The organism is Kitasatospora sp. NBC_00240 (assembly GCF_026342405.1).
GTDB lineage: Bacteria > Actinomycetota > Actinomycetes > Streptomycetales > Streptomycetaceae > Kitasatospora.
On sequence record NZ_JAPEMU010000001.1, the window covers coordinates 8,403,696 to 8,426,263 of the forward strand.

Consider the following 22,568-nt stretch of genomic DNA (forward strand, 5'->3'; position numbering starts at 1 on the left):
TGCTGTTTCCCCACGGGGAGTGCTGTTTCCCCGCCCCCCGAAGGCCCTGGCTGCCACCGGCTTCACCTTCCCGGCCTGCGCAGCTGCGCCTCGATCCGGTGTGATTACGCGGCAACCACACCTGGCGGGCGACGGGGTCAGGCGGGAGCCGGTCGGGCGCCCTGTTCCGGTCCGGTGGGCCCGGCCGGCAGCAGGGCTGCCGGGACCAGCGCCAGGGCGGTCAGGGCGGACAGGGCGAGCAGAGTGGGGCCCGGTGGCGGAGGACCGCCCGCGGTGGTGAGCCCGGCCGCGACCGCGATGCCGAGGGTGGGGCCGATGTTGACGGCGGTCTGCTTGAGGCCGCCGATCACCCCGGCGTACCCGACCGGGGCCTCGCCGACCACGGTGCCGGTGACCATCACCGTTGCGAATCCCGCGCCGAGCACGGTGAAGAGCAGCCCGGTGACGGCCCAACCGGTCTGCGGGCCGAGTCGGGACAGGCCGGCCGTGCCGAGGACGAGCAGGGCGGTCCCGGTCAGCGCGGTGGCTCTCGGTCCGTGGCGCCGTACGGCGACCGCCGCGAGGGGCGAGCCGAGCACCATCAGCACGGTCAGCGGCAGGACCCTCAGCGCGCTCTCCAGCGGGCCGAGGCCGGCCACGTCCTGGAGCTGGAAGGTGGCGGTGAAGAGCCCGCCGAACAGGCCGGCGGAGGCGCAGAGCAGGATCGTCATCGAGGCGGTGACCGGGCGGGAGCGGAGCACCGGGACCGGCACGATCGGCTCGGTGCTGCGGCGCTCGTGCGCGACCAGCAGGGCGCCGAGCACGACGGTGGCGGCCGCCCCGAGCAGGGTCCGCGGGTCGTCCCAGCCGTGGCCGGGCACCCCGGCGAGGGTGTGCACCAGCAGGGCGAGCGTTCCGGCGACCAGTGCCGCCCCGGCCAACGCCGGTCGGACGGCGGCGCCCGGCCCCGCGCCGCGGCGATCGGCCGCGGGGGCGGGAACGGCGGCAGGGGCGGGGGTGGGAGCGGCGGCGGGGCATCCGCAGGGCGAGGACGGCGGCCGCCACCACCAGGGCGATCGGGATGTTGAGGACGAACACCGCCCGCCAGCCGAGGTGGTCGACCAGGACACCGCCGAGCAGCGGCCCGGCCGCGGCCGCGAGCCCGATCCCGCTGGTCCTGACGGCTACCGCGGAGGCGATCCGGTCCGCCGGCCAGGTCCGGCGCAGCAGGGCGAGGGTGGCGGGCTGGAGCAGGGCGCCGAACACGCCCTGGAGGATCCGCAGCGCGATCACCCAGTCGACTCCGGGGGCCAGGACGATGCCGGCGGAGGTCACGGCGAAGCCGAGGGTGCCGAGCAGCAGCAGTCGGGCGTGGCCGTGGCGGTCACCGAGCCGACCGGCCACGACCAGGAGGGAGGCGACGGCGAGCAGGTAGCCGGTGCTGGTCCACTGGATCTCGGCGGTGGTGGCGGACAGGTCCTGGCGTAGGGCCGGCTGGGCGATCATCAGCACGGTGCCGTCGAGGGCGACCAGCATCGCTCCGGCCGAGGAGGCCAGCAGGGCGAATCGGCGGCGGACGGTTCCGGTCACGGGGTGGCCCCCAGGTGGGCGTCCAGTACGGCGGTGATCAGGCGGTCGGTCCGCCCGTCGATCCCGTCACCGGTACCGGCACCCGTGCCTGTGCCTCCGGCGTCGTGGCGGGTCTCGTCCCGCTCCTCACCGGCGGCCTCCGTCGCTCCTCCGGCGGACCCGAGGACGAGCTGCAGGCTGCCCCAGGCGGTGAGCTGGGCGAGCCCGTGCAGGTTGGCCCAGAGCGCGGCGGCGGTGACCTCGGGCTCCTGGTGGCCCGCGTCGGCGAGGAGCGCGACGATGGCGCCGAACAGCGGCAGGGTGGACTCGCGCAGCGGAGTCCGGTCCGAGGGATGACGTTCGCTGTCGAGCAGTTCGTGACGGAACATCAGCTCGAACATGCCGCGGTGCGTCAGCGCGTAGCCGACGTACGTCCGGCCGAGCGCGCGGAGCCGTCCGTGCGGCGTGTCGACGCCCTCGGTGGCGACGGCGAAGCGGGTAGCCAGCTCGGCGAAGCCGCGACGGGCGATCGCGGCGAGCAGGTCCTCGTGGGTGGGGAAGTAGCGGCGCGGGGCGCCGTGCGAGACCCCGGCGCGGCGGGCGGTCTCGCGCAGGCCGACGGCCGCGGCGCCCCCGGTGAGGACGAGTTCGACACCGGCGTCGATCAGCCGCTCGCGCAGCGCCGGCGGGTTCTGGGGTTCTGGCATGGACAGTGTCTACCAGGTGGTGGTAGACACTGTCTACCACCGTCGCGGCGGGGCCGGAGTGAGGCAGAGCAGGCGGGGCGCGCGCTCAGGCACAGGAGGAGGGACCGGCGCCCCAGGGGTACATGCGGCGCAGGCGTTCGGGACGAGCGTGCCGGGGACGGTGCCGTGGTGCGTCCAGGAGGCCCCGCCGCCGGCGGTGCCGAGGTGTACCTCGCTGCCCCTGGATCCGGAGATCCGCCACAGGTGGTCGTTGAAGGCGCACATGGCCACCGGCTGCCTCACCACCCGGTCGATGTTGTTCCTGTACGTCGGGCGCCACCGCGGGCTGTCGTGGGCGTTCACCCACGGGACGCCGTCGGTGCTGACCACTGTCAGTCACAGCCGGCCCTTGTACCCCGACGCCAGGGACGGCCCCACCCGGGATTTGTGGGTCGGGGACGTGGCGACCCCGCTTACGTGGTCCTGTCGAAGGACCGCCAGTACACGCTGTCGTCGTTGCCTGTGACGGCGTGGAGGAGCTCGCCGACGCCGGCCGCCTCCGGGTGCCCGGGGCCCGATGCGGGAAGCTTCACCCGGAAGGTCGGGTCGATCCGGGGGTGGACATGGACGCGGTGCTGGAGTGGGGCGCCCGGCGAGGGGTGGCCGAGGTGGTCGCCGGGGCCCTGGCGGTGAACGTCGGAATGCTGGTGGTGTCGGTGCTGGTGGGCGGGCTGCTGGTGCGGCGGTTCGGGCAGCGCCGGGTGACGCCGGAGCCGGGCCCGGTCGGCCGGGCCGAACGGACGTTGGTGGCCACCGCCGTGGTGCTCAACGCTCTTGTGGGGGTGGCCGGTTGGCTGCTCTGGCGGGCCGGCTGGATCCGGTTGACGGCGGACACCGGGCTGCGTGCGCTGGTCGAACTGCTGCTCTTCACCCTGCTGATGGACGCGTTGATGTACGCCGGCCACTGGATGGCCCACCGCCGTCGGCTGTACCAGCTGGCGCACGAGATGCACCACCGCTACCCGGACCCGCGGCCCTCGACGCTCTTCGTGCTGCACCCGCTGGAGGTGCTCGGCTTCGGCGGGGCCTGGCTGGTGGTGCTCTGTCTTTGGGGCATGTCGATCGTGGCGGTCGGCGGGTACGTGGCGGTCAACCTGGTGTTCGGGCTGCTCGGCCACCTCGGGGTGGAGCCGTTCCCGGCCTCCGTCCGGCGTCGACGGCTGTTCCACTGGGTGGCGCTGCCGATGTTCCACGCGGGCCACCACGCCGACCCGGGCGTCAACCTGGGCTTCTACACCACCGTCTGGGACCGGCTGTTCGGCACCGTGGACCCGGGCTACGACCGGGCGCGCGCCGCCGATCGGCCGCCGCCGGCGGGAGTGACCCCGGGCCGGGAACCGGGGGATCCGACCGGCACCGCAGAGCCCGTCTGAACAAATGATCACCTGGCCGGTTCGCGGAGCCGGAGGACCAGGGAGGCCGGGACAATGCCGGCGTGGGGGATTCGGATGCCGTCGAGGGCCTGGGTTCCCCGCCACGTCCGGCCGCCACGGCCTGCGCGCCGTCGGGGCCGGGCCCGCGGCTGCTGGGTGCCGCCCTGCGGCCCGCCGCCGGTCGCGCCTTCGTTCCCAGGGCCGCCCGCCGCCCGCTGCTCGCCGCCTGCCCGTCCCGGCCGTGCTGCCGCTCCGTTGTCGGGATCGCGGTCGGCCGGCCGGCGGTCCTGCCTGAGACGGCGTCACAGTCCGTGGAGGGCCGGTCCCGTCGGCACGCAGGGGCACCCGCCGGGAAGTGCGGCCGCATCCGCGACGGCAGCGGCCCTCCCCGCACGGGCGAGGGCCGGCCGCGTGAGGCCCCGCCCCGCCAGGTACGGGCCGTGCGGCCTCTCCGCCCCGGTGACCGGCGCCCGCCGACGCCCCGGCCCGCCAGGGGCCTTGTGCGGCGGCGGCCGCCGGCGTCGAGGGCGGCGGTGCGTCCTCACTCCTTCTTGTCGGCGCTTGTGCCGGCCGTCGGCTTTCCCGTGTTCGTGAGCGTCTCCTGGGCACGCGTGTCGACGAAGCGGGTCACCAGATGCTGGGAGGCGCCGAAAACCACGCCCCACGCCAGGACCTGACCGCTGCTGTCCAGGTTGCTGAGCCCCGGGATGAACTCGCCGCGAATGAGCAGCACACCGAGAAAGGCGGAGAGAGCTCCGGTGGGCACCTTCAGCAGTGCCGCCGCCAGCGGAAGCATGTAGGGGGTGCTGGTGCCCTGGATGCGAGGCAGCGAGGCGACGACCGTCAGGGTGGCCCCGGCCGCCCCCGCCACCTCGACCAGCAGGGCGTCCTTCCGGTTGGCCAACGTCTCCACGGTCACCGTCTCTGTGGCATCGCGCTGAATCGAAGGGCAGACGATCGTGGTGGTGGTGTCCTTCGGCTCGAAGCAGAGACTCAGCGTCTGCGGCGCGAACCAGCCGAAGAGGGCGAGCCCGGCCGCGCCGAGGAACACCACCACTGTGGCCGCGATGAGGATGTTCCGCAGACTGCGGACCCGGGTGTACTCCTTGCCCAGCTCGGTGTAGGCAGAACTGAGTGTTCCGATGAGCAGCCGGCGATCAGGGATCGCACCCCCCTGCCCATTCTGCTTCTTGATCGCGGCGGCCAGAGCGATGCGGTGCGGATCGGCTTTCCGGAGGCTGGATTCAGCGCACTCCTGCACCTCGGCGACCCAGCTGCCCAGCTCCTCGTCGGCGACGAGCTCCAGCAGGATCAACTCCGCAGCCCGAAGATTCGCGGACGCCCGCTCCAGGGACGCCCCGGACCCGGGAGAGGCGAGACACCGCTCGCGTGCTCCTGCCTGAGCCTCTGCCAGGAGCGTGGCCATCCCCGCGATGAGGGCCTTGCGAACAGGGTCCTCCGGCTGGCGGAGCCGTTCACGGTCCAGCTGCACGGCCAGGTAGCGCGCCCGCACGAGAGTGCGCTCGCGCCACGCAGACGTTCGGCGGTCCGCACCGAAGAACCTGGCGACCCGGGAGCCCGTCGACGACGCATCGGGCTCCGGGGGTGACCCGGGTGCCGCGGACTCCGCAGGGGGCTCGGATTCCTCGCGTTCAGTCATGATACTCCGTTTGTGTGCAAAGGATTGACTCTCATCATCCCTCACCGGAGTGGCTGCTGGCCGGGATTGGTCCACGCGTGGTCGATTTCTCCGCCTTGCGGGGTGTCATAAGGGGTCGCCTTTGACGCCTTCGCCGGACTGCGGGGTATGGGGACCTGTGATTCCATGGGAGCGTCCCGCCAGGCCAGCTCACCCGTTCGGGTGCGAACGTAAAGGAATTGTGACGATGACAGACAGCTCGGTGACCCAGCGCTGCAACTACACCAATGCCCGGCCGACACTCAAGCAAGGCTCGTCGGGGGATGCGGTCAAACAGGCGCAGTGCTTCCTCAATTTCTCGCTGACCGGAGAAGGGCTTGTTGTGGATGGTGAATTCGGTCCCGTGACCGACGCCGCGACGAGACGGTTCCAGCAGTGCGCCAAAATCACCGTCGATGGCCTCATCGGCTCTCAGACCTGGTCGTTCCTGACGTTCTGGGCCAACTCGACGGGCTTCGCCTGCTGAGTCTCTTCGCCGCCCGCTGCCCATCACGGGAACGAATCTCCAAGGAGCGAATGGCGGTTGGATCGCAATCGCCAGTCGCTCCTCCCATTCAGGCGGCCATGGGCACCGATTTGGCGACGATGAGCCGCTGGTCGACCTTGATGAGGTCGGGATCAGGAATCCCGTTCCACCGGACCAGCTGATCGATCGTCGTGCCGAACATATCCGCAATGGATGTGAGCGTGTCACCCGACCTGACAATGTAGTAGGAATCGTGGGAAGAACTCGCCCGCGTGACGATCAGTCGCTGGCCGACCCTGATGAGGTCGGGATCAGGAAGATTGTTCCACTCGACGAGCTGCTCGACCGTCGTGCCGAAAATGACCCCGATGGACGTCAGGGTGTCACCGGACCGGACGGTGTAGTAGGTGATGTTCGCGGTGTTTGTCGTCATATCTCCGAGCGTAGGCCGAACAGATCCGGCCCGCTCGGGGAGAATGGCGGACCCGCATTCGGTCAGGTCGGGCGGCCTATGCGGATGTCACTGATCCGTCAAGGGCGCCGGGTACGTGGTGGAGGCCGGGAAGTGATTCCGGCGCTCGCCGTTGGGGCGGGTGGGATCCTGAACGGATGAACGAGATAGACGCTGCTCTGGCGACCGCTCGGTGGCCGCTGACCGCGGCTGGGGAGACTGATTGGCTGCGGGACCTGGCCGACGATGACGGGATCACCGGCTTCATGCCGCCGGCACTGCCCGACGCCGCCTGGGTGCTCCACTCCATGTACGAACACGAACTCGGGCCCACCGACATGTCCTATGTCGCGTATCAACGAGCAGTGCTGAATGGCGGCGGGCCCGAGATCATCCCGGGCCTCGATCCCGCGGACGTGTTCGGGGGGACGCCGGGTGAGCCCCGCGGCCCCCGTTGGCGCCGGCTGCGCTGGGCGGAGCTCTCGCGGCGGACCGGTGATCCCGTGGCGCCCGAGGGGCGGCTGCCCTGCTACCGCTCCTTCCCTTCGCTCCGGGAGCCGAGCGGCTGGCCTGTCGGCATCGACGGGCCGTCCGAGGGCAGCCTGGACCGGACCGACTGGAACCGCCTGGTCGACATCCTCACCGAGCACAGCCCGCAGGGTGCCGAGACCCGCTGCCTGGCCTACTACAACCCGCTGTTGCAGAAGGCCGAGGACTTCGACAACCTGCACGTCCGGGCCGGCACGCTCGCGGATGCCAAGGCGTTGTACGACCACCCGGAGGAGGACGGCTGGACCCCGTCCAACCTCTGGGCCCAGGACCGGTCCTGGGTCCTCTGCACGGACTACGACCTCTGGGCCACCAAAGTGGCGGGCCCTGCCCCGCTCGTTGAGGCCCTCCTGAACGACACGGAAATCGAGGCCCTCCGACTGCCCTGGGCCCTCTGATCCCGACCGCCCGGCCTGGGAACGACCAGGTGCGGCCAAGAGCCCACATGAAGCGCACAGTCACAAGACCGCTGTGCCGAGGTGAGATCGGGTTGGGGCGGCTCGGTGGTGAGGGTGCGGTGGTCGCGGATGAGAGCCCGTAGGACGTCGAGACGGCGGCGGGCCAAAGCGAGGATCGCCTGCGTGAGGCTCTTGCCCTCGCTTCTCTTCCGGTCGCAGAACGTCTTCGACGTGGGGCAGAAACGGGCGGTGATCTGGGCGGCCAATCAGTCAAAGCCACACGTACGGCATGAGAGCTTTCAGCCACACCCAGGCCCCTGGGTCTCCCGATCGTACGAAGGACCGGGATCAACCCGCCAACACGGTGAGGAGCGCTTTCAGGCCGGGCTCCGATCGGGTGATGGCCGGGCGGGTCGGCGTGCGGGCGGAACGAACGAGGCTCCCGGGCGGTCGAGCGAGATGTCCTACGTCTCGAGCGGCCAGCCGAGGGAGCCTCGTCGGTCACCAGTCCTGCCGCACCGGTACTGCCGCATGCCGCATGCCCGGCCGGTGCGGCGACTACGGCTGCGTCCGTGCCGCGGTGCGTCGGTCGACGCCGGGGCCGGCGTCCCTGCTGGCGAGCAGTCGGTCGACGAGGAGTTCGGGGTAGCCGGTGGCCGGTGGGTCGATGCCGAAGATCGCCCGCAGGTAGAACGGTGCGATGAGTTGGTCGAGGATCTGTTCCAGGGGTGGTGGGGTCTCGCCGCGGGCGGTGGCCCGCTGGCGGATCTGTTCGATGGAGTGCATCCGGCGTCGGAAGTGCTGGGCTCGCTCGTCCTGGGCCTGGGCGCTGTTGGGCATGGAGAGGATGACGGCGCGTACGAGGGCGCGTCCTTGGGGGGTGCGGATGCTGGCGACGCTGGTTTCCGCCCAGGCGAGGAGGTCGCCGCGCAGGGTGCCGGTGTCGTTCAGCGGTGAGTCGCGTTCGAGCCGGGTGGTGACCATGTCGGCCAGGAGCGTGTCGAGGCTGCCCCAGCGCCGGTAGACGCTGGTGTGGTTGACGCCGGCGCGTTGCGCGATCGCGGGGATGTTGAGGTCTTCGCCGCCCGGGTCGGAGAGCAGGTCGATGACGGCCTGGTGGACGGCCTCGCGGACCTGTTCGGGGCTCTTGCGGATGCGTGCGGTCGGTTGTTTCGAAGTCACTTCCCCATCGTAAGCACAGATGTTTGCTTTGGGTGCCTCGGAGGGGCTACGGTTCTCGTCGTAAGCACAGATCAGTGCTTAATGCATCCGAGGAGAGCGTGTCCGATGAAGCAGCTGCTGTTCCCGAACAACATCCAGTTCTGGTACGAGACCCTGCGCTCGATGAGCCACATCGCCTACGGCGGGGCCGACTTCGGCGAGGTCGTCGCCACCGGTGAGCGCATCACCGAGGGCGACTACGCCAGCTGGTACACCGAGTGGACGGCCACCGCCGACCAGGTGTCCGGCCAGGCCGAGAAGGCGCTGGCGGCCGGTCACCGGGTGAGTGCCCGGGACGGCTTCCTGCGGGCCTCGAACTACTACCGGTCGGCGGAGTTCTTCCTGCACGGCCACCCCTGCGACCCGCGGCACGACCACGCCTACGACCGCAGCGTGGCGTGCTTCCGAGCGGCGGCCGCGCTGTTCACCCCGATCATCGAGCCGGTCGAGATCCCGTACGAGGGCACCACCCTGCCGGGCTACCTGTACCGCGTCGACGACTCCGGCACCCCGCGGCCGACGCTGATCATGCACAACGGCTTCGACGGCACCGCGGAGGAACTGCACTTCTTCGGGGCGATGGCCGGCGTCGAGCGCGGCTACACCGTGCTGGTCTTCGACGGCCCCGGCATGCCCGGTCCGCGTCACCACGAGGGCCTGGTGTTCCGTCCCGACTGGGAGAACGTCGTCACCCCGGTCGTGGACTTCGCCGAGACCCTCCCGGACGTCGACAACAGCCGCATCGCGCTCCTCGGAATCAGCATGGGCGGGATCCTCGCCCCCAGGGCCGCCGCGTTCGAGCACCGCCTGGCCGCGCTGGTCGCCGTCGACGGCCTCTACGACCTCGGCGAGACCTCCGTCCGCAACATCCCCGGCACCCGCGAGGAGGCCGAGCGGCTCCTGCGCGCACAGTCCGCTCCCGAACTCGACGCCGCCCTCGAGCAGATCATGGCCAAGGATCCGATCGCCCGCTGGGCGATCAACCACGGCATGTACGTCATGGGTGTCGACACCCCCCGCGCCTTCAACGCCTCCTACCTCGACTACACCCTCGCCGGCGGCATCGCCGAACGGATCCAGTGCCCCACCCTGGTGTGCGACGCCGAGGAGGACATGTTCTTCAAGGGCCAGCCCGAACAGCTCTACGACCACCTCACCTGCCCCAGGACCCTGATGGTGTTCACCGCCGAGGAGGGTGCCGGCGCCCACTGCCACCCCGGCGCCATGCGCCTGACCCAGGCCCGCATCTACGACTGGCTCGACGACATCCTCAAAGCGACCGCCTGAGGAGCCGACGACCCGGCACCGCGACGGGGCCCTACCTGGGAATCGGCCGGACCATCGCGATCAACGGGGGTGCCTCCGAAGTCGGCGGCACCTCGTTGACCGGCTCGTAGCCCCACGCCCGGTAGAGCGCTACGACCTTTCCGTCGCCGGCCGCCGGGTTGACCATGAGCGCCACCTGCTCCTCGCTGCGCCCGGCCAGGAGTTCGTCGTGGATGCGGCGGGCCGCACCGGTGCCGCGCCAGCGGGAACGCACCCCGATCTCCTTCAGTGCCAGCGTGGGGTGAGCGGTGATCTCGCCGGGCATCGGTCTGCTCATGCGGGCCCACCACGGGTCGCCGGACTCGATCGTGTTGCCGTAGGCGTAGCCGACGGGCAGGCCCGCGTCGTAGCCGATGACGGCCTCGAAGCCGGGTTCCGAGCCGTGCCGGTCGAGGCGTTCCGCGAAGGCGGTGACCGCGTAGTTGGGCAGGTGGAGCAGCGGCGCCCGGACGTCGGAGTACACGTCGACGAGGGTCCGGCGGACCGGCTCGGTGAGCCGTGGATGATGTCGCAGCTCCATGTCGGTCACATGACCCCCTGGGTGTCGTGGGCGTAGCGGTCCCACACTCGCGCACGACTGCTGCCGGACGCCAGGGCGTTGAGCGCGGCGCTGAAGCGGTTGCGCATGCCGGCCACACGGGGGAGGTGCACTCCTCGCGGAGACCGCGGGGGAGGAAACCACGCCGCGCTGATCAGGCGCGCCGGCGCCACCCGCCACCACCGGTACCGCGGACGCCCAGGCCTCCGGCCGCTCACCGACACCGCGCCCGCGCTGCGGAGGATGCGAACCGGTCGGCTCGCACCCGACCGGAGCCGGAACTTCGGCCTTGACAGACCCCCCGGGCGGGCGTCGGCCGCCCCCGCGAGCAGCCGGCGCGGCCGTGTCAGGCCGGGCGGAGCCGCCGGAGGACTCACCCCGACCGCACCGGCCAGCGCGCACCAGGCGTCTTGACCACCCGGTCGCCGACGCCGAGCGCGTTGTACGTCCGGCCGTCCACCGCCACGGCGAGCTCCTGTCCCTCGTCGGTGCGGATCCGCATCATGCAGCGGGTCGTCGTGCCGTAGGTGCCGGTCGAGCTGCTCACCCACCGGGCGGTGACCTCCCCGGTGTAGGCGTCGTCGACCGCGTTCGCCCGCTGCACGGCGATCACCGCCAGGACGAGGACGAGCGGGCCGAGGGCGAGGATCAGGAAAACGGTGCTCGACATGTGCGCCCCCCGCGTCGACGACGGCACGGGCCGTCCACGGCAGCGTACCGGTCATGGAGGCGCCGGCCCAGAAGGCGTACCCGGAAGGGGAGTTCCGGCCGGGCGGGATGTTCGCGGTCCTGGTCCACAACGACCGCCTCTGCCTGATCCGACGCCGGCGAAGGCCGCCCTCCAGCTCTGCCCGGCCATCGGTGACGCCCTCGACCACCGCCGGTCGACCACCCCGTGGTCCCCGGCGTCGGCCACCACCCGCGGCACGCGCGGCGAGCCTGGCGCGACATCGTCGATCTGCTCGCCGAGTGCCTTTCTCTCACGGAATGATCGGGAACTGGACCGCACACCTGTGGCGAGCCGTCTGCTCGTGTGAGCCTGCCGGCCGGGAAGCACCCGCTCGACCGCACCCCGGCCGGTGACGGGTCGTCTCAAGGCCGCGCGGCAACCCACTCGGCCAGGTGCTCCAGGACGTACCAGTGGGTTCGGCCGGTGACACCTGCGGTGCGCCGGACCACGTCGTCGGCCCGGGACAGTGCTTCGCGGAGCGCGTCGTCGGTGGTGCCGAGCAGAGGGACGGCCTCCTGGAGCGTCACGATCGGAGGCCGCCCGTCGTTGCGGGCGGCGAACTGCGCTAGGGCCGCGTCCTCGTCGGTGTACAGCCATAGCCTTCTGTCGCCCCGGAAGAGTTTGTCATCCTCAGTGTGACGCCCCCGCGCGTACCGGTCCGGCCGAACCGGACCCGAGCCGGGAACCAGCGGCCGCGCAGGGACGTCCCCGCCCATAACCGGACCGAAGGAGCGCCTGTGCAACCGGCCGACAGGACCGAAGCACTCCACGTCGAATTCGACCGCTTCCAACTGGCGGGCACCGTACGCGGCCGGGCCGTCGTGCGGGTCCGGCCGAACCCCGCGGACCGGCAGAGTCGCACGGTGCTGCGGCTGCGCCGCTTCCTGCCCCGCCTGGTCGATTTCCGCCGGCGCGACCTCGACGCCGCCGGCTCGCCGTTGGGTCCGGCGTCCGAGGCGGCGGCCCTGCCGGGGGAGGACCCGCGCCGGTCCGACCACCTGGTGGACCTGCCCGCCGAGGCCGCGTCCCGCGAGTACTACCTGGAGTGGGCGCTCGACCCGGCGGACCATCCGAGGATCGGAGCCAAGGGCGACGAGATGATGCTGTTCCGCGTGCAACTCGTCCACATCCACGCCGACGGCCCGGAGACGCTCGAGCAACAGAAGCCGCTCCTCATCTCCTGGTCCGACGCGGACGGCGTACTTCGCGGCTCGTGGCAGCAGCCGGGCCGCACCCCGGAGCCGCTACGCCAGGCGCTGACCGAGCTGCTCGGGGCCCCGCAGAGGCATGCGTCCGCCTGCGGGGACTGCCGCCTGCGGGTGGAACTCGATCGGCTGCTGCGGGAGGACGCGCTCTGGGCGTGCCAGGACGGGCCGGAGCTGGAGGAGATCCGCAGGTTGCTCGTACTGCGGGAGCTGCAACCGGATTCCGGCTCCCTCGGCTACGACACCTACCGGGGCCATCCCGAGCATCCCCCGCACGCCCACCCCGACATCGCCGAGGAACTGGCTGCCGCCCACGCACGGCATCACGCCCGCCTGCTCGCCTACGCGCCGTCCGAGCCGGGCGACCGGCCCGGCCGGGCGTCCCACACGAACCCTGACAGGTATTGAGCTCGTTTCCATCGTGAAGTCGCCGGTCATCGGGCCGGCGTGGGCCGCCTGCTCCGGACGGCCGGCCGCGACCCGACCGGCCACGGTTCGGCGAGCCCGACGAGATCGCGGCCGCGGTGGCGTACCTGTGCAGCACCTACGCCCAGTACGTCAGCGGAGCGACGATCCGCGTGGACGGCGGGCTCATCCGCTCCGCGTTCTGAACCCGCCCGTCCCCGGGCGGGCCGTGCCTCGACGCCGCGGTGCTTGCCTGCCCGCGGCCGACGCGGGCGGCCGGAGCCGCCTTCGCCGGGGCGGCACCGGCTGCCCGCCCGCTCCGGCCCCCCGCCCGGAGCAGCGCGCGGTTCCCGCCGTCAGTAGGGGCCGTCGACGTTGTCGATGGAGCCGTAGAAGTCGGCGGCGTAGTTGCAGGCGGCGGTGATGTTGGCCACCGGGTCGTAGATGTCCATGGAGGTGCCCGGTACGTGGTACGCCTGGAAGGTGGGGTCGATCACCTGGAGCAGCCCCTTCGACGGGTGGCCGGCCGCGGCGTTGGAGTCGGTGAGGTTGATGGCCTGCGGATTGCCGGACGACTCCCGCATGATGTTGCGGTAGATCCCGTCGTAGCTGCCCGGGATGTGGTTGTCGGCCATGACGACCAGGGCGTCCTTGATCCAGGTGTCCAGGTCGCCGGTGGCCTGGGTGGTCGGCGCCTGGGTGGTCACTGCCTGGGCGGGCGACGCCTGGCCCGGCGCCGGGGTGGCCTGCGCGGCGGGCCGGGTGCTGCCGCCCGCGTTCGCGTACTGGCCGGTGGCCTGCCAGGTGCCGCCGCCGGATGCCCCGGTCCAGGTGTGGGTCGAGCCGGATGCCCCGGTCCAGGTGTGGGTCGAGCCGGATTCCCCGGTCCAGGAGTGGGTGGCCGCGCCGCTGTCGGAGGTGGCGTGAGCGGACGCGGCGGCGGTGGGTGCCGACGTCACGGCTGCCGGCGCCGTAGCGGGGGCGGGGGTACCGGACGCGGCGGTGGCCGGGTGGCCGGCCGCCCACGTCCCGGCTGTGCGGGACGGCGTGGCGGAAGGGTGCGCGGCGGGCGAGGTAGCGGCTGCAGCACGGGCCGTACCGGTGTCGGTACCGCGTTGCGGGGGGAGGGCCGCGCGCTGCGCGGGGATCGCGGAGGTGCGCTGCGCGGGGATCGCGGAGGTGCGCTGCACCGGGATCGCGGAGGTGCGTTGGGTGGGTAGGGCCGTGCGCTGCGCGCGGGGCGCGGAGCTGCTGTGACCGGCCACGGCGGCGTGGTGGGCGGAGGTGGGAGTGCTCCATGTGGTGGGTTCGAGCTGGGTGGCCTGAGGGGAGGTCGCTGTGACCGGGCTCGGGTCGCTGCCATGGCTGGGGGTGGCGTTTGCGGCGGCGACCGCGACGGCCGCACCGGCCAGCGCCGCGGTGGTCATCCACCGCCCGGACAGGAGAGTGGTCGGGATCCGGCGGGGACGGGCGTGCTTCGGCATGGCGGGCTCCGGTACTCAGGGGGGACGGGGGAGGGGGGGACGGGGGACGGCTACGGCTACGGTGCGAGGCCGTGCCCGGGTGACGTGTGCCGGGGCATGTGTGCCGGGCGCGCGGGCCGGGCGAGAACCGGGAGTCACGGTTCGGGCAGCACGAGCTGTCCCGACGGGCCGGCCGGGCCGCTGTGATGCCGGTGCCGGTGCCGGTGCCGACGATGGCAGTGGCAGTGGCAGTGGCAGTGGCAGTGGCAGCGGCAGGGCGCGGATGCCGGCGTCGCGGGGCAGGGGTGGGGATCGTGCGACGCGCGGGGGACGGCGGGAGGGGCGGTGGTGGGTGGGCGTACCGGGGCGGATGCGCCCGGTCTGCGGCTGCGGATCTGCGCCGCTCGGGTCCCCCGTGGAGATTAGTCAGTGCACCGACCGATGGGGGTTGGGACTTTCTACCCTTCGGTGGCACCGGAGTCCAGGCTTCTCCGGGAAATAGACCTGAAGGCGGCATATGTCCGTTACTGAAGCTATTCAGGGCCTTTGGGGTACTTGAAGAGTGTGGAAGTGGCGGGCCGGGGCACCCCCCGGGGGGCGTCGGTGCGGCCCCGGTGCGCACCGGCCTCGCCTCGGCCGCTCAGCCGCCGGTCAGCCGCCGGGGGGTGCGGGGGCTTCCTGGAGCTGCGGTGGCCAGGCGTCGGCGGAGTCTTCCGCAGGCCGGCGGCGGCGCTCCGCCCAAACTCGTCGGCGGTGATGGCCTGGACGGCCGACCTCGGCGTGCACGCCACCGCTCGCGGCCGCGGGCCCGGCGGCTACCTGCTCAGGATTCCGCAGGTGGGGCCGGTGCAGGGGGCGGACAGGGAGGTTCCGGGCGGCCCTCGGTGGTTCTCGGAGGCCCTCGGAGCCCCGCGCGAGGTCCCCGCCGGTGCCACTGTGTGGGGCCGGCGCCGGTGGGTCTCGTGACGGTGTCGATCTGCCGCGTCGATCTGCCGTGTCGATCTGCCGTGTCGCGACGAGGCCGAGCTGCCCTGCGCGCCCGGCGAGGCTCCCGCTCCACGAGCCGTCGACGGCCGGGGCCCGGCTCTTGGCGCGATCATGGCAGCCGGGGCGGGCCTGCGCGTCGTGGGACCGGTGGCGATGGTCGGCCCGCCGGCCGGCTCAGGCCGGGCCGGCCGGCAGGTGGGGGAAGCGGAATTCGGTGCGGCTGGTGAAGCGTTCGCCCGGGCGCAGGACGGTGCTCGGGTACTCCGGGCGGTTGGGCGAGTCGGGCAGGTGCTGGGTCTCCAGGCAGACGGCGCCGTGTCGCGGGTGGTGGTGGCCGTCGGCGTCCGCCAGCGTGCCGTCCAGCTGGTTGGCGGTGTAGACCTGCAGTCCCGGCTCGGTCGTCCACACCTCCAGGGCCCGCCCGCCGACCGGGTCGCTCAGCCGGGCCGCCGGGCGCAGGGCGCCGGGCTCGGCCGCCGGCCGCAGCACCCAGCAGTGGTCGAAGCCGCCGGCGTTCATCAGCTGCTGGTCCTCGACCGCGAGGGCGTCGCCGATCGGCCGGGCCCGGGTCAGGTCGAACGGCGTGCCGGCCACCGCCTGGAGCGGGCCGAACGGGATCGCGTCCGGCGCGACCGGCAGGAACCGGTCGGCGTCCACCTCGAGCAGCTGGCCGCGCACGTCGCCGGAGCCGGCGCCGCCCAGGTTGAAGTAGGCGTGGTTGGTCAGGTTCACCACCGTCGGGCGGTCGCAGGCGGCCTCGAAGGTCACCGACAGGGTGCCGGCCTCGTCCAGCGCGTACCGGGCGCGCACTGACAGCGCGCCGGGGAACCCCATGTCGCCGTCCGGGCTGAGCAGCGAGAACTCCACCTCCGCCCGGTCACCGGCCGGTTGGGCCCGCCAGAGCCGGCCGTGGAAGCCGTCCGGCCCGCCGTGCAGCGCGTGGCCGTGGTCGTTGGCCGGGACCAGGTAGGGGTGGCCGTCGAGGCTGAACCGCCCGCCCGCGATCCGGTTGGCGTAGCGGCCGACCAGGGCGCCGAAGTACGGGCTGTGCTCGGCGTACGCGGGTACGTCCGGCAGGGACAGTACGACCGAGCGGCTGCGCCCGGCCGTGTCCGGTACCGACAGGCGGTGCAGGACGCCGCCGTAGGTGAGGATCTCGGCGCTCACGCCGGAGGCGGACTCCAGTCTCCACAGGTCCACGGGACGTCCGTCGGGGGTGTGGCCGAACGGTTCGCGGTGGGGTACGGGCTGGGGCATCGTCAGTCCTCGGGGAGGGGCGCCACGCCGTGCGGCGGTGGGTGGTCGGCTGCGGTGGGGGATCAGGTGCGCCGGGCGGTCGACTCCCGGACCGTGAGGGTGTAGCCGGGCTGGATGTGTTCGGGTTCCAGTCCGGGGGTGTCGGCCAGTCTGGCGACGACCCGCTGCACGGCGAGTCTGGCGATGGCCTGTTTGTCGGGGGAGACGGTGGTGAGGGCGACGGGCGAGAAGCGGCCTTCCTCGATGTCGTCGAAGCCGACCACCGAGATGTCCTGCGGGACTCGCAGTCGGCGTTCGGTCAGTACCCGCATGGCGCCGAGGGCGACCAGGTCGTTGTAGGCGAACACGGCGTCGGGTCGCTCGCCGCGGTCGAGGACGGCGTTCATGGCGGCGGCGCCGTCCACCCGGCCGTAGCCGTCGGTGGCGGCGACCAGGGAGTCGTCGCAGGGCAGGCCGGCGGCGGTGAGTTCCTCGCGCCAGCCGCGCAGCCGCAGGTGCGCGGGGCGGCGGGCGCTCTCCCTGCGGGCGCCGAGGAAGGCGATCCGGCGGTGCCCGAGGCCGGTCAGGTGGCGGACCGCGGATCTGGCGGCGGCCACGTTGTCGATGGCGATCTGGTCGTAGGGGGCCTGGTACTCGCGCTCGCCGAGCAGTACCAGTGGGGCGTCCTCGGAGCGGCCGAGCAGGTCGTCGTCCTCCAGTTCGATGGGGCTGAGGATCAGGCCGTCGATGACGTGGGCGCGGAACCCCTGGGAGACCAGGATCTCGTTCTCGCGGCGGCCGCCGGTGTGGTCCAGCAGCACGGTGTAGTCGTGGCGGGCGGCGGCGTCGATCACGGCGCCGGCGAGTTCGGCGAAGTACGGGTTGCCGAGCTCGGGCACGGCCAGCGCGATGATGCCGGTGCGTCCCTTGCGCAGGTGGCGGGCGATCAGGTTCGGTCGGTAGCCGAGCTCGTCGATGGCCTGCTGGACGCGTTCTCGCATCGCGGGTGTGACGTGCGGGTAGTTGTTCACCACGTTCGAGACGGTCTTGACCGACACGCCTGCGCGCTGCGCGACGTCTTTGAGGCTGGCGCCCACGGATTTCCTTCCTTCGGCCGGCCGTTTCGGCACGGCGGTGCCCGGCCCCAGTCTGGCCCGCCGGCCCGGCCGCGGGTGACATCCGGGGCCGGGGCCGGGCGTGTTCGGGGCCGGGGCCGGGGCCGGGCGGGTCAGGTCCGGCGGACCTTGGAGAGGTAGCGCTGGGTGACCACGACCAGGATCAGGAACCCGCCGCTGACCACGGACTGGTAGGAGGAGTTGAGCGAGCCGATCTGGTTGATCAGGTTCTGGATGACGGCCAGCAGCAGGACGCCCCACAGGGTCCCGGAGACGGATCCGGCGCCGCCGACGAGCAGGGTGCCGCCGATCACGACGGCGGAGATGGCGTCCAGTTCCATCCCGACGCCGATGATCGTCACGCCGGAGGAGAGCCGGGCGGCGTTGAGGGCGCCGGCCAGGCCGGCGAGCAGGCCGCTGAGCACGTAGACCAGCACCTTGGTGCGGGCGACCGGCAGGCCCATCAGGGTGGCGGCGTCGCTGCTGCCGCCGACGGCGAACATGCTCTGGCCGAGCGAGGTCCGCTGCAGGACCAGCCCGCCGAGGGCGAACAGGGCCAGCGCGATCAGGACGGGGTACCCGAAGCCGCCGACGGTGCCCTGGCCGAGCTCGGCGAAGAACGAGCCGCGCGGCACCAGGTAGGTGGTGGCGCCCTCGTGGGTCAGCGCCAGCAGCAGGCCGCGGGCGGCCAGCAGCGAGGCGAGCGTGACGATGAAGGGTGCCATCCCGGCGCGGGCCACCAGCAGGCCGTTCACCAGGCCGATCGCGCCGCAGACGACGATCGGCACCAGCAGCGCGGGCGCGGCGCCCCACTGGGAGGCCCAGGCGGCGAGCACGCCGCCGAGGGCGAAGACCGAGCCGACGGACAGGTCGATGCCGCCGGTGATGATCACCATGGTCATCCCGAGGGCGACGATCGACAGGAACGACACCTGGACGGTGATGCTGCGGGCGTTGTCCACGCTGGCGAAGGCCGGGAAGACGAACGAGGAGATGAGGACGACCAGCAGCAGGACGGCCAGCACGCCCTGGCGGCGCAGCAGTTCGAGGGCACGGCCGGGGCCGGCGGCACCCGGGCGGGAGCGGACGGGCACGGCGGTGGCGGTGGCGGTGGGGAGGAGGTTCATCGGGATCGACGCTCCCGGGCGATGTAGACGGCGACGAGGATGATGGCGGCCTGGGCGAGTTGGGCGGTGGAGTCGTGCAGGTTGTGGCTGACCAGGGTGGCGTGCAGCAGCTGCATCAGCAGGGCGCCGGTCACCGTGCCGAGCACCCGGATCGAGCCGCCGGTCAGCGGGGTGCCGCCGACCACCACGGCGGTGATCGCGGAGAGTTCCATCAGGTTGCCCAGCGCGGAGGGGTCACTGGCGGTGAGCCGGGCGGTGGCCAGCACGCCGGCCAGCGCGGCCAGCATTCCGCAGAGCACGTAGACGCCGATCAGCACCCGCCGCACCGGCAGTCCGGCGAGCGCGGCGGCCGCCCGGTTGCCGCCGACGGCCACCAACTGGCGTCCGAAGGTGGTGCGCTGGACGAGGAACGCGACGGCCAGCGCCAGTACCCCGGCGATCAGGACGACCAGCGGGACGCCCAGCAGGCTGTCGGTGCCCAGCCCCAGCAGGTCGGTGTTCTGGATCTGCTTGAGCTGTCCGTCGGCGATCACCAGGGCCAGGCCCCGGCCGCCGACGAACAGGGCGAGGGTGGCGACGATCGGCTGCAGGCCGACCAGGGCGACCAGTGAGCCGTTGACCGCGCCGACCACCACCCCGGCGAGCAGGGCCACCAGCAGCGCCGGCACCAGGCCGTAGCCCAGGTAGAGCGGCAGCAGCGAACTGGCCAGTGCCATCGTGGAGCCGACCGAGAGGTCGACGCCCTCGGTGCCGATCACCAGGGCCATGCCGAGTGCGACGATGACCACCGGGGCGACCTGCACGAGTTGGGTGCGCAGGTTGGCCACGGTCAGGAAGTGCTCGGTGAAGAGCGCGTTGAACACCAGGAGCAGCGCGACGGCGAGGTAGACGCCGTACCGCTGGAGCAGCCTCGTGACGTCCGGCCGGGCGGCGGCCTTCCGGGGGAGGGCGAGGGGGGCGTGGGTCATCGGGGGCCGTCCTGGCCGTCGGGGGCGTCGTGGCCGTCACGGGAGGGGGAGTGGGGGGCGCCGGCCGGGGCCGGGGCGTCGGGGGAGTGGGCGGCGAGCACGGCCAGCAGGTCGTCCTCCGTCACCTGCTCCCCGGTCAGTTCGCCGGCGACCGCGCCGCCGCGCAGCACCAGGAGGCGGTCGGCACCCTCGATCAGCTCCTCGATGTCGGAGGAGATCAGCAGCACGGCCAGGCCCTCCCGGGCGAGTTCGTCGACTAGGGCCTGGACCTCGGCCTTCGCGCCGACGTCGATGCCGCGGGTCGGCTCGTCCAGCAGCAGGACCTTGGGCTCCAGGCAGAGCCAGCGGGCCAGCAGCACCTTCTGCTGGTTGCCGCCGGACAGTTCGCCGACCTTCTGCTCGGGGCTGGAGGCCTTGATCCGCAGCCGCTTCATGAAGATCTCGACGATCTTGTCCTGCTTGGCGCGCGAGACGACGCCGAACCGGGAGAGCCGGGGCATCGCCGCGAGCACGATGTTCTCGCGCACCGACAGGCCGGGCACGATGCCCTCGGCCTTGCGGTCCTCCGGCAGCAGGCTGATGCCCGCCCGGATCGCCGCCGCGGGGCTGTGGCGGCGCAGCGGCTGCCCGGCGACCCGGATCTCCCCGCCGTCCAGGGCGAGCGCGCCGGCCAGTGCCTTGGCGGTCTCGCTGCGCCCGGAGCCGAGCAGGCCGCCGAGGCCCAGCACCTCGCCGGGGCGCAACGCCAGGTCGATGTCGTGGAGTTCGTGGCCGCGGGTCAGGCCGGTGGCGGTCAGGACGGGCTCGCGCCGGGAGTGGTGCCCCTCGCCGAAGGCGGTGACGCCGCTCTGGCGGACCTCGGTGAGTTCGCGGCCCAGCATCATCGCGACCAGCTGCATCCGGTTCAGTTCGGCCAGCGGGCCGGTGTGCACCAGCTTCCCGTCGCGCAGCACGGTGACGCGCTCGCAGATCCGGTACAGCTCGTCCATCCGGTGGCTGACGTAGACGACGGCGATCCCGCGTCCGTGCAGTTCGCCGATCACCCGGAAGAGCGTCTCGACCTCGCGCGGCTCCAGGGAGGAGGTGGGTTCGTCCATCACCACCACCCGGGCCTGGACCGAGACGGCCCGGGCCAGCGCGACCATCTGCTGGGTGCCCACCCCGAGGGTGTTCAGCGGGCGCCGGACGTCGGCGGTGACGCCGAGGCCGGCGAGCAGCTCGGCGGCCTCCCGGTGCATCCGGGGGAAGTCGATCAGGCCGAAGCGGGTCTTGGGCTCGCGGCCCAGGAAGATGTTGCGCGCCACGCTCATCAGCGGGACGAGGTTGACCTCCTGGTAGATGGTGGCCACCCCGGCCTGCTGGGCCTCGGAAGGGCGGCCGAAGGACACCGGTTCGCCGCCCAGGCGCAGTTCGCCGCCGTCGGGGCGGTGCACACCGGTGAGGACCTTGATCAGGGTGGACTTGCCGGCGCCGTTCTCCCCGACGAGGGCGTGGATCTCGCCCGCGCGCAGGGTGAAGGAGACGTCGTCGAGCGCCACCACACCGGGGAAGCGCTTGCTGACGCCGATCGCCTCCAGGACGGTCGGCGCTTCGGTGGCCGCCGGTGCGGGCTTCGCCGGGACGGCTGGGGGTGGTGCCATGGTGATGGCCTTCCAGGGCTGGGCGGGGGGTGCGGGGGATGAGGGGCCGGGCCGTGCCCGCCGTGCGGATGCGCACGGCCCGGCTGCTCGTCGACCGTCGGGGGGTCGGTCGTGGGGTGGGTTCGTGTCAGTAGGCGCCGTCGAGGGAGGTCTTGGCGTTGTCGGGGTCGTAGGCGCGGTCGGTGATGATGACGTTGGCGGGGATGGCGGTGCCGTCGAAGAACTTCTGGGCGGTGGCGAAGGCGAGGGGGCCGAAGCGGGGGTTGGATTCGACGACGCCGTTGTATTCGCCGGTGGCGAGGGCCTGGACGGCGTTGCGGGTGCCGTCGACGGAGACGATCTTGATGTCGGTGCCGGGCTTCTTGCCGGCGCCCTTGACGGCGGTGACGGCGCCGAGGCCCATTTCGTCGTTCTCGGCGTAGACGGCCGTGATGTCCGGGTGGGACTGGAGGAGTTGTTCGGTGACCTGCTGGCCCTTGTCGCGGGCGAATTCGCCGGTCTGTTGGGCGACGATCTCGAGGCCGGGGGCGGTGGCGGCGATCTGGTCGACGAAGCCCTTGGTGCGGTCGGTGGTGACGCCGTTGCCGGAGGTGCCCAGCAGGATGGCGACCTTGCCGGTGCCGCCGGTGGCCTTGACGAGGGCGTCGGCGGCGCGCTTGCCCTGGTCGACGAAGTTGGAGCCGATGAAGGTGAGGTAGTCCTTGCAGGGGGTGGCGTTGAGTTTGCGGTCGATGGTGATGACGGGGACGTGCTTGGCGGCGGCGGCCTGCAGGGCGGGCTCCAGGCCGTCGGAGTTGAGCGGCGCGACGATGAGGAGTTGGGCGCCCTGGTTGAGCATGTCCTGGATGTCGCTGATCTGCTTGGGGAGCTGGGACTGGGCGTTGGTGGTGAGGAGCTTCTTCACGCCCAGCTTGGCGGCCTCGTCCTTGATCGACTGGGTCTCGGCGATCCGGAACGGGTTGGCCTCCTTCTCCGACTGGGAGAAGCCGACCACGGCGTCCTTGAGGTCGAGTTTGGCCGCGCCGTAGGTCTTGAGGTCGCAGCCGCCGGCCGCGTCGCCCGCGGCGGCGCTCGGGGAGGCGACGACCTGGGCGCCGGCGGTGGAGTTGCCGGAGGCGGAGGTGGGGGATCCCTCCTGCTTGGCGCAGCCGGAGGCGGCGAGGGTGACCGCCGCGGTGAGCAGGCAGGCGGCGGTGAGGGTACGGGATCTGCGAACGGACATGCTCACGACACTCCTTGAGGGCGGCGGTGGGGGCCGTCGGGGGGTTCGGTCCTGAAGGTCCGGAGTCGTCTCCGGCGCCGGCCGGCGGCTCCGGGCGGCTGCGGTACGTCGGGTGACACGTGGTCGACCTGTGCTGATGCCAGCGGGCAGTGCGA

At 72.4% G+C, this 22,568-nt stretch carries 20 protein-coding genes and 4 pseudogenes; 7 read left to right on the forward strand and 17 right to left on the reverse strand.

Annotated elements, in window-relative coordinates:
• Positions 1 to 137 precede the first annotated feature (137 nt).
• From OG689_RS44925 to OG689_RS35785, 3 genes and pseudogenes are all read right to left on the reverse strand, one after another.
• Complete coding sequence (locus OG689_RS44925) at positions 138 to 920, reverse strand: MFS transporter (RefSeq protein ID WP_323189358.1); 783 nt, start codon at positions 918 to 920, stop codon at positions 138 to 140.
• A 127-nt stretch (positions 921 to 1,047) separates the two neighbouring features.
• Positions 1,048 to 1,515 (reverse strand): annotated as a pseudogene (locus OG689_RS44930) (MFS transporter); the annotation flags it as partial.
• A gap of 50 nt (positions 1,516 to 1,565) precedes the next feature.
• Positions 1,566 to 2,255, reverse strand: a complete 690-nt coding sequence (locus OG689_RS35785) for a TetR/AcrR family transcriptional regulator (protein ID WP_266325350.1) — start codon at positions 2,253 to 2,255, stop codon at positions 1,566 to 1,568.
• Positions 2,256 to 2,857: 602 nt separating this feature from the next.
• Here OG689_RS35785 and OG689_RS35790 point away from each other — a divergent pair.
• The gene (locus OG689_RS35790) at positions 2,858 to 3,667 is read left to right on the forward strand and encodes a sterol desaturase family protein (protein WP_266327675.1); all 810 of its coding nucleotides are present in this window, start codon (positions 2,858 to 2,860) and stop codon (positions 3,665 to 3,667) included.
• A gap of 541 nt (positions 3,668 to 4,208) precedes the next feature.
• Here OG689_RS35790 and OG689_RS35795 read toward each other — a convergent pair.
• Positions 4,209 to 5,327 (reverse strand): hypothetical protein, encoded by a 1,119-nt coding sequence (locus tag OG689_RS35795; protein WP_266325352.1) that lies wholly within the window; start codon positions 5,325 to 5,327, stop codon positions 4,209 to 4,211.
• 226 nt (positions 5,328 to 5,553) lie between these two features.
• Between OG689_RS35795 and OG689_RS35800 the strand changes: the two genes are divergently transcribed.
• Positions 5,554 to 5,832, forward strand: coding sequence for a peptidoglycan-binding protein (locus OG689_RS35800; protein WP_266325354.1), 279 nt, complete (start codon positions 5,554 to 5,556; stop codon positions 5,830 to 5,832).
• Between the two features lie 88 nt (positions 5,833 to 5,920).
• Here the strand turns inward: OG689_RS35800 and OG689_RS35805 are convergent, their stop codons facing one another.
• Positions 5,921 to 6,265: a LysM peptidoglycan-binding domain-containing protein gene (locus OG689_RS35805; protein WP_266325356.1), complete on the reverse strand. Its 345-nt coding sequence runs from the start codon at positions 6,263 to 6,265 to the stop codon at positions 5,921 to 5,923.
• 176 nt (positions 6,266 to 6,441) lie between these two features.
• On the opposite strand from OG689_RS35805, the gene OG689_RS35810 reads away from it, so the two are divergent.
• Positions 6,442 to 7,230, forward strand: coding sequence for a hypothetical protein (locus OG689_RS35810; RefSeq protein WP_266325358.1), 789 nt, complete (start codon positions 6,442 to 6,444; stop codon positions 7,228 to 7,230).
• 119 nt (positions 7,231 to 7,349) lie between these two features.
• Here the strand turns inward: OG689_RS35810 and OG689_RS35815 are convergent.
• Both OG689_RS35815 and OG689_RS35820 read right to left on the reverse strand, forming a co-directional pair.
• Positions 7,350 to 7,496 (reverse strand): annotated as a pseudogene (locus OG689_RS35815) (IS110 family transposase); the annotation flags it as partial.
• Positions 7,497 to 7,788: 292 nt separating this feature from the next.
• On the reverse strand, positions 7,789 to 8,412 hold the full coding sequence (locus tag OG689_RS35820) for a TetR/AcrR family transcriptional regulator (RefSeq protein WP_266325360.1): 624 nt from the start codon (positions 8,410 to 8,412) through the stop codon (positions 7,789 to 7,791).
• 105 nt (positions 8,413 to 8,517) lie between these two features.
• Between OG689_RS35820 and OG689_RS35825 the strand changes: the two genes are divergently transcribed.
• Complete coding sequence (locus OG689_RS35825; RefSeq protein WP_266325362.1) at positions 8,518 to 9,738, forward strand: alpha/beta fold hydrolase; 1,221 nt, start codon at positions 8,518 to 8,520, stop codon at positions 9,736 to 9,738.
• Positions 9,739 to 9,769: 31 nt separating this feature from the next.
• Here the strand turns inward: OG689_RS35825 and OG689_RS35830 are convergent, their stop codons facing one another.
• Together OG689_RS35830 and OG689_RS35835 are read right to left on the reverse strand one after the other, a co-directional pair.
• On the reverse strand, positions 9,770 to 10,297 hold the full coding sequence (locus OG689_RS35830) for a GNAT family N-acetyltransferase (protein WP_266327677.1): 528 nt from the start codon (positions 10,295 to 10,297) through the stop codon (positions 9,770 to 9,772).
• A gap of 391 nt (positions 10,298 to 10,688) precedes the next feature.
• A complete protein-coding gene (locus tag OG689_RS35835; protein WP_266325364.1) occupies positions 10,689 to 10,985 on the reverse strand; it encodes a hypothetical protein in 297 nt (98 codons plus the stop codon).
• A 207-nt stretch (positions 10,986 to 11,192) separates the two neighbouring features.
• Here OG689_RS35835 and OG689_RS35840 point away from each other — a divergent pair.
• A pseudogene (locus tag OG689_RS35840) lies at positions 11,193 to 11,306 on the forward strand (dienelactone hydrolase family protein); the annotation flags it as partial.
• Between the two features lie 101 nt (positions 11,307 to 11,407).
• Here OG689_RS35840 and OG689_RS35845 read toward each other — a convergent pair.
• A complete protein-coding gene (locus OG689_RS35845) occupies positions 11,408 to 11,572 on the reverse strand; it encodes a hypothetical protein (RefSeq protein ID WP_266325366.1) in 165 nt (54 codons plus the stop codon).
• A 210-nt stretch (positions 11,573 to 11,782) separates the two neighbouring features.
• On the opposite strand from OG689_RS35845, the gene OG689_RS35850 reads away from it, so the two are divergent.
• Entirely contained in the window at positions 11,783 to 12,658 is an 876-nt protein-coding gene (locus OG689_RS35850; RefSeq protein ID WP_266325368.1) for a hypothetical protein, read from the forward strand.
• A 74-nt stretch (positions 12,659 to 12,732) separates the two neighbouring features.
• Positions 12,733 to 12,861 (forward strand): annotated as a pseudogene (locus OG689_RS35855) (SDR family oxidoreductase); the annotation flags it as partial.
• A gap of 150 nt (positions 12,862 to 13,011) precedes the next feature.
• On the opposite strand, the gene OG689_RS44935 reads toward OG689_RS35855, so the two are convergent.
• The 7 genes from OG689_RS44935 to OG689_RS35890 form a co-directional block, all read right to left on the reverse strand.
• Positions 13,012 to 14,139 (reverse strand): transglycosylase SLT domain-containing protein, encoded by a 1,128-nt coding sequence (locus tag OG689_RS44935; protein WP_323189359.1) that lies wholly within the window; start codon positions 14,137 to 14,139, stop codon positions 13,012 to 13,014.
• A gap of 1,140 nt (positions 14,140 to 15,279) precedes the next feature.
• Positions 15,280 to 16,362 carry an aldose epimerase family protein gene (locus OG689_RS35865; RefSeq protein WP_266325369.1) on the reverse strand — a complete coding sequence of 361 codons (1,083 nt, stop codon included), beginning with the start codon at positions 16,360 to 16,362 and terminating at the stop codon, positions 15,280 to 15,282.
• A gap of 62 nt (positions 16,363 to 16,424) precedes the next feature.
• Entirely contained in the window at positions 16,425 to 17,438 is a 1,014-nt protein-coding gene (locus OG689_RS35870; RefSeq protein ID WP_266325371.1) for a LacI family DNA-binding transcriptional regulator, read from the reverse strand.
• 131 nt (positions 17,439 to 17,569) lie between these two features.
• Positions 17,570 to 18,583, reverse strand: a complete 1,014-nt coding sequence (locus OG689_RS35875) for an ABC transporter permease (protein ID WP_266325373.1) — start codon at positions 18,581 to 18,583, stop codon at positions 17,570 to 17,572.
• Entirely contained in the window at positions 18,580 to 19,551 is a 972-nt protein-coding gene (locus OG689_RS35880; protein WP_191294842.1) for an ABC transporter permease, read from the reverse strand. The genes OG689_RS35875 and OG689_RS35880 overlap by 4 nt, the downstream gene beginning before the upstream one ends.
• Positions 19,548 to 21,191: a sugar ABC transporter ATP-binding protein gene (locus tag OG689_RS35885; protein WP_266325376.1), complete on the reverse strand. Its 1,644-nt coding sequence runs from the start codon at positions 21,189 to 21,191 to the stop codon at positions 19,548 to 19,550. The genes OG689_RS35880 and OG689_RS35885 overlap by 4 nt, the downstream gene beginning before the upstream one ends.
• Positions 21,192 to 21,318: 127 nt before the next feature.
• The gene (locus OG689_RS35890; protein ID WP_266325378.1) at positions 21,319 to 22,413 is read right to left on the reverse strand and encodes an ABC transporter substrate-binding protein; all 1,095 of its coding nucleotides are present in this window, start codon (positions 22,411 to 22,413) and stop codon (positions 21,319 to 21,321) included.
• Positions 22,414 to 22,568: the final 155 nt, after the last annotated feature.